This window comes from Pseudomonas umsongensis, assembly GCF_002236105.1.
Taxonomy (GTDB): domain Bacteria; phylum Pseudomonadota; class Gammaproteobacteria; order Pseudomonadales; family Pseudomonadaceae; genus Aquipseudomonas; species Aquipseudomonas umsongensis.
This window is the reverse complement of record NZ_NIWU01000005.1, coordinates 187814-202334: the sequence shown is the minus strand read 5'-3', so window position 1 is coordinate 202334 and position 14521 is coordinate 187814. Positions and strand designations below refer to the sequence as shown.

11 protein-coding genes are annotated in these 14521 nt (G+C 60.4%); 7 read left to right on the top strand and 4 right to left on the bottom strand.

Translation table 11 applies throughout. The annotated features are described in order from the left end of the window. Positions 1 to 15: 15 nt before the first annotated feature. Genes atuC through PSUM_RS23105 form a run of 3 tightly spaced genes read right to left on the bottom strand, consistent with a single transcriptional unit; the run spans position 16 to position 4320 of the window. Positions 16 to 1632 (bottom strand): geranyl-CoA carboxylase subunit beta, encoded by a 1617-nt coding sequence (gene atuC, locus PSUM_RS23115; RefSeq protein WP_083349603.1) that lies wholly within the window; start codon positions 1630 to 1632, stop codon positions 16 to 18. Positions 1633 to 1635: 3 nt separating this feature from the next. Next, positions 1636 to 2505, bottom strand: coding sequence for an SDR family oxidoreductase (locus PSUM_RS23110; protein ID WP_020796139.1), 870 nt, complete (start codon positions 2503 to 2505; stop codon positions 1636 to 1638). A 12-nt stretch (positions 2506 to 2517) separates the two neighbouring features. Beyond that, complete coding sequence (locus PSUM_RS23105) at positions 2518 to 4320, bottom strand: acyclic terpene utilization AtuA family protein (RefSeq protein ID WP_083349602.1); 1803 nt, start codon at positions 4318 to 4320, stop codon at positions 2518 to 2520. Between the two features lie 177 nt (positions 4321 to 4497). Between PSUM_RS23105 and PSUM_RS23100 the strand changes: the two genes are divergently transcribed. From PSUM_RS23100 to PSUM_RS23085, 4 genes are all read left to right on the top strand, one after another. Continuing rightward, positions 4498 to 5121 (top strand): TetR/AcrR family transcriptional regulator, encoded by a 624-nt coding sequence (locus tag PSUM_RS23100; RefSeq protein WP_020796137.1) that lies wholly within the window; start codon positions 4498 to 4500, stop codon positions 5119 to 5121. Positions 5122 to 5213: 92 nt separating this feature from the next. After that, complete coding sequence (locus PSUM_RS23095; RefSeq protein ID WP_173667172.1) at positions 5214 to 6008, top strand: substrate-binding periplasmic protein; 795 nt, start codon at positions 5214 to 5216, stop codon at positions 6006 to 6008. A 133-nt stretch (positions 6009 to 6141) separates the two neighbouring features. Beyond that, positions 6142 to 8775 (top strand): hypothetical protein, encoded by a 2634-nt coding sequence (locus PSUM_RS23090; RefSeq protein WP_083349600.1) that lies wholly within the window; start codon positions 6142 to 6144, stop codon positions 8773 to 8775. 159 nt (positions 8776 to 8934) lie between these two features. Continuing rightward, positions 8935 to 9948: a GNAT family N-acetyltransferase gene (locus PSUM_RS23085; protein ID WP_083349599.1), complete on the top strand. Its 1014-nt coding sequence runs from the start codon at positions 8935 to 8937 to the stop codon at positions 9946 to 9948. 50 nt (positions 9949 to 9998) lie between these two features. Here the strand turns inward: PSUM_RS23085 and PSUM_RS23080 are convergent, their stop codons facing one another. Beyond that, entirely contained in the window at positions 9999 to 10166 is a 168-nt protein-coding gene (locus tag PSUM_RS23080; RefSeq protein ID WP_020796133.1) for a DUF2897 family protein, read from the bottom strand. Positions 10167 to 10538: 372 nt separating this feature from the next. Between PSUM_RS23080 and kdpF the strand changes: the two genes are divergently transcribed. Genes kdpF through kdpB form a run of 3 tightly spaced genes read left to right on the top strand, consistent with a single transcriptional unit; the run spans position 10539 to position 14399 of the window. Beyond that, positions 10539 to 10628 (top strand): K(+)-transporting ATPase subunit F, encoded by a 90-nt coding sequence (gene kdpF / locus PSUM_RS23075; protein WP_007899818.1) that lies wholly within the window; start codon positions 10539 to 10541, stop codon positions 10626 to 10628. A gap of 8 nt (positions 10629 to 10636) precedes the next feature. Then, positions 10637 to 12331 (top strand): potassium-transporting ATPase subunit KdpA, encoded by a 1695-nt coding sequence (gene kdpA, locus PSUM_RS23070; protein ID WP_083349598.1) that lies wholly within the window; start codon positions 10637 to 10639, stop codon positions 12329 to 12331. A 10-nt stretch (positions 12332 to 12341) separates the two neighbouring features. After that, the gene (gene kdpB, locus PSUM_RS23065; RefSeq protein ID WP_020796131.1) at positions 12342 to 14399 is read left to right on the top strand and encodes a potassium-transporting ATPase subunit KdpB; all 2058 of its coding nucleotides are present in this window, start codon (positions 12342 to 12344) and stop codon (positions 14397 to 14399) included. Positions 14400 to 14521: the final 122 nt, after the last annotated feature.

Genomic DNA, 14521 nt, shown 5'->3' with positions numbered 1-14521 from the left:
AGAGCGTGGGAACGATCAAAACCTCGCGACACCGAAGCTGTTGGTTTGCAGCGAGCGCACCTCGGCCTCGTGACAGATATCCAGCAGGTAACCAAGAAGGGTCCGGGTGTCCCGTGGATCGATCAGGCCGTCGTCCCACAGGTTGGCGCTGCCATAAAGCGCCGTGGACTGGCTGTCGAGTTTCTGCGCGGTGACCTGTTCGAGCATGTCGAGCATTTTCGGGTCGGGCACCAGGCCGTCCTTGGCCTGCTTGGCCTCGGTGACGATGCGCAGCACCTTGCCGGCCTGGGCGCCGCCCATGACGGCGGTGCGGCTGTTGGGCCAGGCGAAGATGAAGCGTGGGTCCAGGCCCCGGCCGCACATCGCATAGTTGCCGGCGCCATAGGAGCCGCCCACCACGATGGTCAGTTTCGGCACCCGGGCATTGGCCACCGCCTGGATCATCTTGGCGCCATGCTTGATCACCCCCTGCTGCTCTGATTCGGTGCCAACCATGAACCCGGTGGTGTTGTGGAAAAACAGCAGGGGCGTCTGGCTCTGGTCGCACAGCTGAATGAATTGCGCAGCCTTGCTCGCACCCTTGGGCGTGATCGGACCGTTGTTGCCGATGAATCCGCAGGCGCGCCCCTGGATTGTCAATTGGCCGCACACGGTCTGCTGATCGAACTCGGCCTTGAACTCGAGGAAGTTCGAGCCATCGGCGATTCGGGCGACGATCTCACGCACGTCGTAGGGTTTTTTCGGATCATCGGGAATCAGGCCGAGCAATTCGTCGATGGGGTAGAGCGGTTCCTGCCATTGCCTGGCAGGCAACACCGGCAAGCGCGCATTCCATGGCAGCAGGCTGACGATCTCGCGGGCCTGGCGCACGCCGTCGGCATCGTTTTCGGCCAGGTATTCGGCAGTGCCGGCGATTTGTGCGTGCATCTCAGCGCCGCCCAGTGCCTCGTCGCTGGCGACTTCTCCGGTGGCTGCTTTCAGAAGAGGCGGACCGGCCAGGAACAGCTTGGCCTTTCCACGCACCACCACCACATAGTCCGACAGCCCCGGCTGATAGGCTCCGCCAGCCGTCGCCGAACCGTGGACCACGGTAATCTGCGGCAGGCCCATGGCCGACATGCGTGCCTGGTTGGCAAAGCTGCGCGCGCCTTCGACGAAAATCTCCGCCGCGTAATTGAGGTTCGCGCCGCCACTCTCGGCCAGGGTAATCACCGGCAGTTTGTTTTCCATGGCGATCTGTTGCAGGCGCAAGGATTTTTTCAGGCCTGAAGGGGAAATGGTGCCGCCCTTGATCGCACTGTTGTTCGCCACCACCAACACCCGCACACCCGACACGTAGCCGATCCCGGCAATCAAGCCGCCGCCCGCCGAACTGCCGTCCTTGTCGTCGTGCAACTTGTAGCCGGCCAGGCTCGCCAGTTCGAGAAATGGCGCACCCGGGTCGAGCAGCAGGTTGAGGCGTTCGCGGGGCAGTAACTGACCGCGTTTTTCGAACCCGGGCCTGGCCTCGGCTGCCTTGTCCAGCAGGTTCTGTTCGAGGGTACGGACCTGTTCGACGGCGTCCAGCATGGCCGCACGATGACGGGCGAACTGTTCGCTGTGGGGGTCCAGTTGCGACTCAATCACCGGCATGGGTTATTCCTTGTCCTTGAGGACATCAGGCAAGTACGCGCGGTGGAATCCGTTGTACGAGTGGCTGTTGGTCGCCTTGTGAATCGGCCATGCGCGCCCGCCGAGGCTGGCCGCGCCGTCGATGCGCAGGGTGCTGCCGCTGATGAACGCCGCCGCCGGGCTGAGCAGGAACACGATCGCCGCGCTGACTTCCGATTCGGTGCCGATGCGCTTGAGTGGCACGTGCTCACGCAAGGTCGGAATCACCGCCTTGAACGCACCTTCGTAGGTGTCCATGCCGCTGGAAGCGATCCAGCCCGGCGCCACAGCGTTGACCCGGACCCCGGCGTACCCCCATTCGAAGGCCGCGGTCTTGGTCAGGTTGTCCATGCCCGAGCGCGCCGCCCCCGAGTGGCCCATGCCGGGCATGCCGCCCCACATGTCGGCGAGCATGTTGACGATGGCGCCGCCGTGCTTGCTCATGGACTGGTTGAACACTTCCCGGGCCATCAGGAATCCGCCCAGCAGATTGGTGCGCATAACGGTTTCGAAACCCTTCTGGTTGATCGAGGCCAGGGGCGACGGGTACTGGCCGCCAGCGTTGTTGACCAGGCCGTGAATCGGGCCGTATTTGCGGATGAATTCGCTGACAAGGTGCGTGACCGCTTCTTCCTCACGGATATCGCAGGTGCCCCAGTCAGCCTTGCCGCCATCTTCGGTAATCTCGGCAGCGACATTTTTCAACTTGTCGGCCTTGCGCCCGACCAGCAGCACATGCGCACCGAGGGCCGCCAGTTCGTGAGCCGTGCAGCGGCCAATGCCACTGCCGCCACCGGTGACGATGATGGTCTGGCCGGCAAACAGATCGGCTTTGAAAATCGAATCGTAAGCCATGGCGGCAATCCTCTAGTTGACCTGGTCGGCGATGCGCTGTGGCACCGGAATCTGGATCTCCAGCAATTGCTGGGCGAAGGCCTTGCCCTGCGGATCGATCCGCAGGCTGGCCACGCCTCCACCCCCCAAAGCGTTTTCCAGGAGGAAATTCAGGCTGTGGCTGGCGGGTAAATACCAACGCTCGACACGCCCGTGGATCGGGTCGAGGACATGGCTCATCCAGTCGACGATCACGGCCGGGGTCAAGGCTTCGGCGATCCATGGCAGGTACTGCGGGTCGCGGGCCATGACGCCGATATTGCTGTGATTGCCCTTGTCACCGGAGCGGGCCACCGCGAGCTTGACCAGGGCGACGCTGGCATCGGCAGGTCCCGTGGGGCGGGGTGGCTCAATCGGCACGGGCAAGTCGGCGCTGTCGAGCACATCGAGGGCGGGCAGGGCGCACGAGTGGCGCTGGCCCATGAGATCAATTTCAAGCGTGCAGGCAGTTTTGTCGATCAGGAACGAAAACAAGCGGATCAGCGGATACACCGTCGGCCGGCCGCCGACGATCCCGGTCAGCCCCGGCGCCATGCCGGTGGCGGCCTGGGCGATTTCCCGGGAGAACAGGATCAATGCCTGCTTGTTCGGATGGCGCACCGCGAGCTTGATCACTACTTCGCGGCTGTCCTGGCGCTGCCCGTGGGGGCCGTACGTGGCTTCGCTGCCAAGCAGTTCAATGTTCACCTCGCTGTAGGGCGCCCAGCCGCGCTGGCTGAACATCTGTGAGGTCTTGTTGATGATCGCTTCGCTGACCCTGTGGCCCTTGGCGACCGCATCGATCCCGGCGATCAGGCAACTGGCGGTGCAACGGAAACCGTCCGGGTACGTGGCGCTGACCTTGTACTGAGCGGTGGGCGGCAAGCCTTTTGCGCCGTGCACCCGGACCGCGTTCCTGCCTTGCTGCACAAGTTTGACCTGGGTGAAATCACAGACCACGTCGGGCAGCAGGTAGGCCCGCGGATCACCGATTTCGTAGAGCATCTGTTCGCCCACGGTCAAGGGTGTGACCAGGCCGCCGGTGCCTTCGGGTTTGCTGACGATGAACTGGCTGTCGGCGTTGACTTCGACGATGGGAAAACCGATGTGCTCGTAATCGGGCACATCGCGCCAGTCGGTGAAGTTGCCGCCGGTGCATTGCGCGCCACACTCGATGATGTGCCCGGCCAGCGCCGCCTGGGCCAGTTTGTCGTAGTCGTGCCACGACCAGCCGAACTCATGCACCAGCGCGCCGCTGACCACGGCGCTGTCGACCACGCGTCCGGTGATCACGATGTCCGCACCCAGGCGCAGGGCTTCGACAATGCCCGGTGCGCCCAGGTAGGCGTTGGTCGAGACACACATCGGCGGCAGGGGGGCGGCGCTGAACATTTCATGAATGCCAAGGCTGCCCAGTTGTTTGATCTGCGGTTGCAAGTCATCGCCCAACAAGACAGCGATCTTCAGCGCGACGCCGGCCTTGTCGCAGGCGGCCTGCAGGGCGGCTGCACAGGCTTGAGGGTTGACCCCGCCGGCATTGCTGATGACGCGGATCTTTTGTTCGGCCAGTTGCGAGAGCAGAGGAGCGAGCACTTCGATGAAGTCACTGGCGTACCCGGCCTGGGGATCTTTCATCCGTGCGCCGGCCATGATCGACAGGGTGATTTCAGCCAGGTAATCGAAGACCAGGTAGTCCAGGCGCCCGCCTTCGACCAGTTGCGCGGCGGCGGTCGAGGTGTCGCCCCAGAAGGCGCTGGCGCAACCGATGCGAATTGTTCTTGGCGCAGTCAACTCCATAACCACCTCCGGCAACAGTGCTTTGAGACTACCAAGCAAGCGCTTGGTTTGTAAACGGCTGAACTATCTTCTGCCCGAGCGCTTGCTTGGTCGTCGCCAGTTGCTTAAATTGCCAGCGCAACCCAATGTTTTCGCGGGGAGCGCGGCATTGGACTGATCGACTGTAGGAGAGAACGGGTGGATGAGCAAAAAGCCTTGAGCGTCATGCGCGAGTTGGTCGACAGCGGACAATTGACCGACCCGGACAGCGCCCGGGGCAAGTTGCTGCAAGTGGCGGCCCATCTGTTTCGCAACAAGGGCTATGAACGCACTACCGTGCGCGACCTGGCCGGTGCCGTGGGCATCCAGTCGGGAAGTATTTTTCATCACTTCAAGAGCAAGGACGATATCCTGCGGGCGGTGATGGAGGAGACCATTCTGTATAACACCGCGCTGATGCGTGCGGCCATCGCCGAGGCCGGCGACGTGCGCGAGCAGGTGCTGGCGCTGATCCGCTGCGAATTGCAGTCCATCATGGGCGGCAGTGGCGAGGCGATGGCGGTGCTGGTCTACGAATGGCGTTCACTGTCCGATGAGGGGCAGGCCAGGGTACTGGCGTTGCGCGATATCTATGAAGACATCTGGCTGCAGGTGCTGGGTGAAGCCAAGAGCGCCGGTTTTATCCGCGGCGATGTGTTTATCACCCGGCGTTTCCTGACTGGAGCGTTGTCCTGGACCACCACCTGGTTTCGTGCCGATGGCAACATGAACCTGGATCAACTGGCCGAGGAGGCCTTGATTCTGGTGCTGGCGGGTAAATAGTGCGTGAGTGCGGGTCGGCAGGAAACTGGCTAAGTGGTCGAAACCGCCTAGCTTCAATGCATTGATGCAGTTTCGGGGAGTGGGTTGTTTTGATGTCTTCGCCAATACGGACGGCTTCGCGACTTTTACTGGCAATACTCGCGTCGTTATCAGTCATGCCGACCCAGGCCGCACAACTGGTGCGCATCGGTGCCGCACACTTTCCTCCCTATACGGTGCGCCCGGAGTCTGGTGCCGACACCGGCCTGTTGCCGCAATTGGTCGCGGCCCTCAACAACCTGCAAAGCGACTACCGGTTCGTGTTGGTACCTACCTCCATTCCCCGCCGCTTTGGCGACTTCAAGCAAGGCCGGGTGGACATGGCGATCTTCGAAAATCCCGACTGGGGCTGGCGGGACATCCCCCACACCAGCGTCGACATGGGCCTGGAAGACGCCGAAATCTTCGTTGCGCAACGCTTGCCTCAGCGCCAGCAAAGCTACTTCAGCGAGCTCGCCGGCAAGCGCCTGGCATTGTTCAGCGGGTATCACTACGAATTCGCCCACTTCAATGCCGATCCCAAGTACCTCGCCACTCACCACAACGCCACCTTGACCTATTCCCATGACAGCAACCTGCTGATGGTGCTGCGTGGCCGCGCCGATGTCGCCCTGGTCACACGGTCCTACCTGAGCGACTACTTTCTGCGCAACGAGAAAGTCGCCAATGAGTTACTGGTGTCCGAGCGCGTCGACCAGATCTATCACCACTACGCCATTCTCCGCCCGACCGCGCCGATCAGCGGCGAGGCCTTCGGCAGGTTGCTGCAAGGGTTGCGCGATAATGGCCAGATGCTGAAGATTTTCGACCCGTACAAAATCGCGGTGGTGCCGGTGACTGGCAACTGATGCACATACAGGATTACCGCTTGTCGCTCCAATGTGTTTTGCAGTGAAAACCTGTCAACTTTGACAGTAGCCAATAACGATTGCCGAGGGTTTAGATAGCGTAATCATCTATTCCGTCGAAAGGTAATCTGTCATGGCTAAAGAGGTTGTCAAAGACGCAGCTCAACACGTCCTGCCTGTTGCGGAACATCCAATTCCGACTGTCGAGTTTGCGACGGCCAATAACACGCTGGATCCGATTTTTGCGAGGCGGGGCGTCATCGTCACCATTGCGTTTGCCAGTATGACGTCTGCTTACCAGATTCAATTGCATTGGGACGGCCCCGAAGGCCCGGGGCGACCCTCGATCCCGGTCAAGGATGGCAGTGACGACCGCTCTATCCAGATTAACGTCGCTGCTGAAGTAATCGGTGCCTGTATCGGTAAGACCGTCGAAGTTTGGTACACCGCCACCCTCAATGGCCGAACTGAACCGTCTATCAAACTTGAATTGACGGTTGAGACACTTAAACCTGAATTTTTACCGGCATCCACGTTTCTCGATGTGGATACATCCCAGGGTGCGCGCTGGCTGGACATGCGCAAGTTCGAAGACAATGCCCGGGTTGCCCTGGAACGTTGGAACTTTATCGCAGAGGGGCAGCGACTGTGGATTCTGGCGATAGGTAACGAACACCATGTCGGCAACTTCCGGTTCGAATGGGTGTTGGAAAACCACCTTGTGAAGAAATGGGAAGCCCAGGGCGGCTTTGTCTTTCTGGAGCACTTGTGTCGTGACTGGCTGGCCGGGTGTGAAGACTATTCCTCGGTAACCTTGTGCGCGGCTGTCACTTTCGACGGCGCGCCCGGAACCGCACCGGCAGATCCAACGGTTTCCTGGCTACCGGCAAATGCTCATGAGCTGAGTCGTAGTACTGAAAACCTGCGGTTGGGTGAGCCGGACCTCAAACTGCTGATGCCGAGGGTACTGGAGGCCACCGAGTGCGCGGCCGACGAATGTCTGCTCAATCCGATTAACGCTACAAAGGGCACGACAATACGCGTGGCCTATAACGGAATGCGCGATACCGATCGGGTGTGCGCTTTTTTCGAAGGAGCGCCCGGTGCCGGGACTCCATCGCTGGCCTGTGTAAGCGGAACAACAAACGGCTTTGTCGATATCCCGGTGCCGGCTTCAGCCATCAGCGCCAACTTTTGCGGCCAGGTTCGAGTGCGTTATACGGTCCAGCGCGATAGGCAGTGGCCTTCTCCGGTGCTGACACTGAAGGTGCTCAAGCTCACCGGTTTGTCTACACCAGAGGTGAGACAGGCTACGGCACGGGTGTTGGACCTCAATACGTTCAATGGCGATGCCGATGTGATGATGGAATCATGGTCTTTTATCGCAGAAGGCCAGCCGACTTGGCTATGGGGGACAGGCAAGTCGGAGGATGGCACACCTTACAGCTTCGATGTGCTGATGGGGGACGCGCTGCCGGCGTGGGAGGGCGAAATAGCCGTCCGTGACTTGTTGCCGAGGCATGAGATAGAGAAACTGGCAGATTGTACCGGGCTTCAGCTGCATTTCGCGGTGAACTTCAATGGCCTGATCGATCACCCCAGTGCAGTGAAATTTCCGTCTTTGGCCTTGTCCCTTCATCAGCAAGATCTGCACCTGATCGCCCCGACAGTACGTCAGGCGGTTGGCGAGCTGCTCAATCCGGAAAACGCCAAGGAAGGCCTTACTGTGCGGGTGGCTTACGACCGTATCAGCCCTCGTCATACGATCCAGCCATACTGGGTACGCCCGGACGGTTACTCACTGCCGATCGAGGCCAAACCAGGCAATAGCATCGCGGGGTATGTGGACTTCGAGGTGCCTTTCAACGAGGTGATTGCCTGCATCGGCAAGACGGTGACCCTTCGTTATGACGTGACCAGCCCGTGCAAGCAGGCGACATCTCCAGACTTCAACCTGCAAATCAGCGTTCCTAAACATTGGCCGATACCGCAAGTGCTTCAGGCCACCAACGATATTCTGGACCTGCGCAACTTTGACGACGATGGCACGGTTCTGGTCGAACCCTGGAATCCCTGGATGGTTGAGGGCCAGCGGGTATGGCTCAGCTGTGCCGGTACTGACAAGGATGGCAATTGTGTTGTGCTTGATCTGATGGTTGGCGAGTTGGTGTCGGAACCGAATCTGGATGATGGCTTGATCCGGGATTTACCTCGAAAATGGCTTCAATCACTGAAGGACTTCAGCACATTCAGCCTGATCTGCAAAGTAACGCTGGATGGAAGTGAGAGTACCGACAAGGCAGTTGTACTTACACCGCGGGAGTTGACGATACGATTTGCGTTCGATGATCTCACTACGTTTGATGACGGCAACTGGAAAGATTGGGAGCGTGGTGTGGATATGCGTCCTCAGGATCTGATTTTGCAAGCGACGGGAGGGACGGGGCATCTGGTTTCCGACTCTGCTAACAAACCTGTCGGTGTGTTAATGACAAAGTACTTCGACAACTTGCAACCGCACGTCACGTATGAATTCAGTTTGTCGGTTCGACGGAGGAATTTTTTGGCCCCCGTCCCTAGCTTGTCGCTTCGCGCGGGTTCAATGGCTGTGACTGAACATACGTTCTTTCCACATATGAGCTGGAAACCTCTTTCTGGAACCTTTGTGGCCACGCAACCTCGCATGCAACTTTGGGTAGAAAGCCATAGCTTTTCATATGATGGAAACGATTTTGATATCGATGATGTGCGTTTGAGAGAACTGTAATTTTCTTGTTCCTCTCGCAGGTGCTTCACTCCAGGTATTTGCAATCGCTGCATTTATCGACCATTGGTGTTGCACAGTTATCTGTCGTGCACGCTTAAATTTTTATCCTTGGCTCGCGTTACATCGTTTAACTGTCGACGATTACCGTGAGCCTTTCCCATGCCCAATCCGAAAGACCTGACTGCCCTGCAATTACCAACGGGCAGCAGTCTAGTAGCCGATGAAACCGAAAACCGGCTGAGCCTCAGCCTCGAAAGCCAGGCGCTGATAAATCTGCGCCTGACCCGCGAAACCGAGCTGCGGCTGCAAGTGGAGGAACGCTTCGGTCTTTCCGGCAGCCAGGCTTTCTGGGCTGCCGGTTATTGGTTGTTCGCTCGCGACCCGGCCTGCCAGCGTCTGATCTGGCAACTCGATGAAACGCCGACCGAAGCCCTGCTCAGCGGCTTGCTGGTTCCTGCCGATACGGCTGGCTGCTATCGTTGCGAACGCACCCTGTTCTGGCAGTTGCCACAGCCGTGGTTGGGCGATTCGCTGACGGGCTGTTACCCACAGCAGATGGTCATCAGCGGCGGCAAGCGGCACCCACGGCGTCCGCCGAAGCCGAGTTGCGAGGTGTATCGGCGTTTCGATTCCAGGCTGGGGGCGTGGATTTCCTTGCGCACAGTGGATATCGACGAGGATCTTGTGCGATTCAATCGCTGGCAGAACAGCCCTCGGGTCGCGAGTTTCTGGCAAGAGCAGGGCAGTCTCGAAGAGCATCGCAAGTACCTGGGCAAACGCCAGGACGATCCCCATACCCTGACGTTGATCGGTTGTTTCGACGATCAACCCTTTGCCTATTTCGAAGCCTATTGGGCCAAGGAAGATCGTATCGCACCCTTCTATGACGCGGATGATTACGACCGTGGCATCCACATGCTGGTGGGCGAAGAAAGTCACCGGGGTCCGCACAAGGTGGCGAGCTGGCTGTCGGCGCTGGTGCATTACCTGTTTCTCGACGATCCACGGACTCGTCGGGTGGTCGCCGAGCCCCGTGCCGACAACGCGAAGATGATTGGGCACCTGCAGCGACAGGGGTTTTATTGCGAGAAGGAATTCGACTTTCCACACAAGCGCGCAGCACTGATGGCGCTGGGGCGCGAGCGTTTTTTTGAGCGCTGCTCGTTGACCTGAACCGCAGGAAAATCGTCCGAATGCCTCACAGGTCTCGGACGATTTCGCAGCTAGCGGTCCTGCGCTTCCTTGGCGTCCATTTCCGCATTGCGTTCGGCGACGCGTTTGCGCTGTTCATCGGTCAGCTCAACCTTGTGGGCGGTGTCGCGCAACATCATCAAACCGCCAACGATAGAGCCAATGGCAACCACCAGAATCAACCAGGCATACCAGGGCATGGGACCTCCTTGAAAGCCGGCCGGCGGGCGAGGGTTTCGCCTGTCGAACGTGCATACCACTTTGAGCGATTGGATTTCGCACTGGTTCCATTGTATGCCTGTTCTGTTTCGTTCACCCCTGTGTCATCTGCAATGCCCCTTCGCGTGCAGGCTCGCTCCCACAGGGGTATGCGTTTTCCCAAACACTGCTAAACAGTGTGGGAGCGGGCTTGCTCGCGAAGAGGCCCGTCAAGACAACGCAGTAACAGAGCCCTAAACCCACTCTTTACGCTTTCTTTATGCCCCGCCGCACCCCTCGGTCTCGTTCCTTTACAGCCTCCCTGCCGACAATACCTCCACACGCGGCAATACGCCGTAACACGGAGAACTTCCATGAGCGTTCTGGACGGAGTGTCACTGCTGCTGGCAGTGGGACTGTTCATTTATCTGTTGGTTGCGCTGTTGCGCGCGGACCGCAACTAGGAGCGGCTATGCACAGTTATGACTATTGGCTGATCCTGGCGTTTTTCGCCCTGGTACTGGTCCCCGCACCGTTTCTCGGGCGTTTCTACTACAAGGTCATGGAAGGCCAGCGCACCTGGCTGACGCCGATCCTTGGTCCACTCGAACGTGGTTGTTATCGCCTGTCTGGCGTCGATCCCCAGGCCGAGCAGAGCTGGCAGAAGTACACCCTGGCCTTGCTCGCCTTCAACCTGGCGGGTTTTGTACTGTTGTTCGCGATCCTGCTGTTCCAGGACCACTTGCCGCTGAACCCGCAAAACCTGCCGGGCCAGGAATGGACGCAAGCGTTCAATACCGCAGTCAGCTTCATGACCAATACCAACTGGCAGTCCTACAGCGGCGAAGCGACCCTGAGCTACCTGAGCCAGATAGTCGGCCTCACCGTGCAGAACTTTGTCAGCGCCGCCACCGGTCTTGCAGTCCTGGTTGCGCTGTGCCGCGGCATCGGTCGCAAATCCACTGCATCGCTGGGCAACTTCTGGGTCGACATGACTCGCGCCACCCTGTACGGCCTGTTGCCGCTGTGCCTGCTGCTGGCGCTGTACCTGGTCTGGCAGGGCGTGCCGCAAACCTTCGCGCAATATGTGAATGCCGTGACCGTGCAGGGCATCGATCAAGTGATCCCGCTGGGGCCGGCCGCCAGCCAGATTGCGATCAAGCAACTGGGCACTAATGGCGGTGGCTTCTTTGGCGTCAACTCGGCGCATCCGTTCGAGAACCCGACGGCCTGGAGCAACCTGTTCGAAGTCGCGTCGATCATCCTGATCCCGGTGGCGCTGGTGTTCACCTTTGGCCATTACGTGAAAGACCTGCGTCAGAGCCGCGCGATCATCGCGTGCATGCTGGCGCTGTTCTTGATCGGTGGCGCGACGTCGCTGTGGGCTGAATACCAACCCAATCCGACCCTGGCCAACGTCGCCGTCGAACAGACCGCACCGCTGGAGGGCAAGGAGGCGCGTTTCGGTACCACCGCCACGGTGCTGTGGTTGGTGACCACCACGGCGGCGTCGAACGGTTCGGTCAATGGCATGCATGACAGTCTCAACCCGCTCAGCGGCATGGTTGCGCTGGTCAACATGATGGTCGGCGAAGTGATCTTCGGCGGCGTCGGCGCGGGGCTCTATGGCATGTTGCTCAACGTGCTGATCGCGGTGTTCCTCGCCGGCCTGATGATCGGCCGGACGCCGGAATACCTCGGCAAGAAACTGCAAGCCCGAGAGGTGCAGCTATTGGTGCTGACCTTGCTGGTCATGCCGATCGGCGTGCTGGTCCTCGGTGCCATTGCCGCCAGCCTGCCAGGGCCTGTGGCCTCGGTGAGCAACCCCGGCGCCCATGGTTTCAGTCAGTTGCTCTACGCCTACACCTCGGCCAGTGCCAACAACGGTTCGGCATTTGGCGGCTTCGGCGCCAATACGCCGTACCACAACCTGATGCTGGGCCTTGGCATGTTGATCGGTCGCTTCGGCTACATCCTGCCGGTGCTGGCCCTGGCCGGCAGCCTGGCGATGAAGAAGACCGCGCCGATTGGCCAGAACAGCTTCCCGACCCACGGCCCGCTGTTCGTGACCTTGCTGACCGTGACCATTTTGCTGGTGGGTGGCTTGACCTTCCTGCCGACGCTGGCGTTGGGCCCGATTGCTGAACATTTAAGCCTGGGCTTCTAAGGAGCAGATGATGAATATGCCCGCAATCAAACCGGTCGCTGCCAAGGCCCCGGAACAAGCAAGAACCGCGATCTCGGCCCTCTGGCGCCCAGCGCTGGTACAAGCTTTCGTCAAGCTCGATCCGCGACAATTGCAGCGTGCGCCGGTGATGCTGGTGGTCGAACTGACGGCGATCCTGACCACCGTGCTGTGCTTCATTCCCGACACGGCGGTGCCGACCTTCGTCGCCGCACAGATTGCCCTGTGGCTGTGGTTTACCGTGCTGTTCGCCAACTTCGCCGAGGCCCTGGCCGAAGGTCGTGGCAAGGCCCGCGCCGACAGCCTCAAGGCGGGTAGCGAAGGCTTGAGCGCCCGGCGCAGAACCAGCAACGGCAGCTTTCAAGTGGTGCCGGCCGCCAGCCTGCGCAAAGGCGATGTGGTGCGCGTCGAAGCGGGGGAGATGATCCCCGGTGACGGTGAGGTGATTGAAGGGATTGCTGCCGTCAACGAAGCGGCCATCACCGGTGAATCCGCTCCGGTGATTCGTGAATCCGGCGGCGACCGCTCGGCGGTGACCGGCAATACCCGGCTGGTGTCTGACTGGCTGTTGGTGAAGATCACCGCCAACCCCGGCGAGTCGACACTGGATCGCATGATCGCCCTGGTCGAAGGCGCCAAGCGCCAGAAAACCCCGAACGAAGTGGCGCTGGACATCCTGTTGATCGGCCTGACCCTGATCTTCCTGCTGGTGGTCGTGACTCTTCAACCGTTCGCCCACTTTGCCAATGGCAGCCTGCCGCTGGTGTTCCTGGTGGCGTTATTGGTCACGCTGATCCCGACCACCATTGGCGGTTTGTTGTCGGCCATCGGTATCGCCGGCATGGACCGCCTGGTGCGCCTGAACGTGATCGCCAAGTCCGGTCGCGCGGTGGAAGCGGCGGGGGACGTGCACGTCCTGCTGCTGGACAAGACCGGCACCATCACCTTCGGTAACCGTCGTTGCGCCGCCGTTGTTCCCGCTCCAGGCGTGACGGCCAGCGAACTGGCCGAGGGTGCCTTGTTGGCCTCTCTGGCCGATGACACGGCGGAAGGTAAATCCATCGTCGAATACCTGCGTGGCACGCAACCGCAAACGGAGCCGGCCGCCGAATTGCTGACGGCTGTACCGTTCAGCGCCGAAACCCGGCTGTCAGGTGTCGACTATCAGGGCCGCGTGTATCGCAAGGGCGCAGTGGATTCCCTGCTGGCGTTCGTCGGCTTGAAGCGAGCCGACCTGGCCGCGCCGTTGTCCCGGGAAATCGACAGGATTGCCCAGAGTGGCGGCACGCCGCTGCTGGTCTGCGCCGACGGCAAACTGCTCGGTGCGATCCACCTCAAGGACGTGGTCAAGCCCGGCATCCGCGAGCGTTTTGCCGAGCTGCGCAAGCTGGGGATCCGCACGGTCATGGTGACCGGCGACAACCCATTGACCGCTGCCGCGATCGCCGCCGAAGCGGGTGTTGACGACGTGCTGGCCGAAGCCACGCCGGAGAAAAAACTGGCGCGCATCCGGCACGAGCAGAACGACGGTCGCCTGGTTGCCATGTGCGGCGACGGCGCCAATGACGCCCCGGCCCTGGCCCAGGCGGACGTCGGCATGGCGATGAATGACGGCACGCAGGCGGCACGTGAAGCGGCCAACATGGTTGACCTCGACAGTGACCCGACCAAGCTGCTGGACGTGGTGCAGATCGGCAAGGAACTGTTGGTGACCCGCGGCGCGCTGACGACCTTTTCCATTGCCAACGACGTGGCCAAGTATTTCGCCATCCTGCCGGCGCTGTTTGCCGCGATCTACCCGCAACTGGGCGTGTTGAACGTCATGCAGCTGCACAGCCCGCAGAGCGCGATTCTCTCGGCGATCGTGTTCAACGCCCTGATCATCGTGGTGCTGATTCCCTTGGCTTTACGCGGTGTGCGCGTGCAGGCGGCGAGCGCGGCGGCGTTGCTGCGACGCAATCTGCTGATCTATGGCCTGGGCGGGATTGTGGTGCCGTTCGTGGGCATCAAGGCGATCGACATGCTGTTGACGGCGTTGCATCTGGTTTGACCGTGTGTCAGGCGTACCGCCTTCGCGAGCAGGCTCGCTCCCACAAAGGCACCTCGTTTCCTTGTGGGAGCGAGCCTGCTCGCGAAAAAGACGACACGTTGTACCTGACTGAACGCGGTACT

Bases quoted from the DNA above. Each gene is read 5' to 3' on its own strand.
- atuC (WP_083349603.1), bottom strand. From the start codon at position 1,632: ATGCCGGTGATTGAGTCGCAACTGGACCCCCACAGCGAACAGTTCGCC.
- PSUM_RS23110 (WP_020796139.1), bottom strand. From the start codon at position 2,505: ATGGCTTACGATTCGATTTTCAAAGCCGATCTGTTTGCCGGCCAGACC.
- PSUM_RS23105 (WP_083349602.1), bottom strand. From the start codon at position 4,320: ATGGAGTTGACTGCGCCAAGAACAATTCGCATCGGTTGCGCCAGCGCC.
- PSUM_RS23095 (WP_173667172.1), top strand. From the start codon at position 5,214: ATGTCTTCGCCAATACGGACGGCTTCGCGACTTTTACTGGCAATACTC.
- PSUM_RS23090 (WP_083349600.1), top strand. From the start codon at position 6,142: ATGGCTAAAGAGGTTGTCAAAGACGCAGCTCAACACGTCCTGCCTGTT.
- PSUM_RS23085 (WP_083349599.1), top strand. From the start codon at position 8,935: ATGCCCAATCCGAAAGACCTGACTGCCCTGCAATTACCAACGGGCAGC.
- PSUM_RS23080 (WP_020796133.1), bottom strand. From the start codon at position 10,166: ATGCCCTGGTATGCCTGGTTGATTCTGGTGGTTGCCATTGGCTCTATC.
- kdpF (WP_007899818.1), top strand. From the start codon at position 10,539: ATGAGCGTTCTGGACGGAGTGTCACTGCTGCTGGCAGTGGGACTGTTC.
- kdpA (WP_083349598.1), top strand. From the start codon at position 10,637: ATGCACAGTTATGACTATTGGCTGATCCTGGCGTTTTTCGCCCTGGTA.
- kdpB (WP_020796131.1), top strand. From the start codon at position 12,342: ATGAATATGCCCGCAATCAAACCGGTCGCTGCCAAGGCCCCGGAACAA.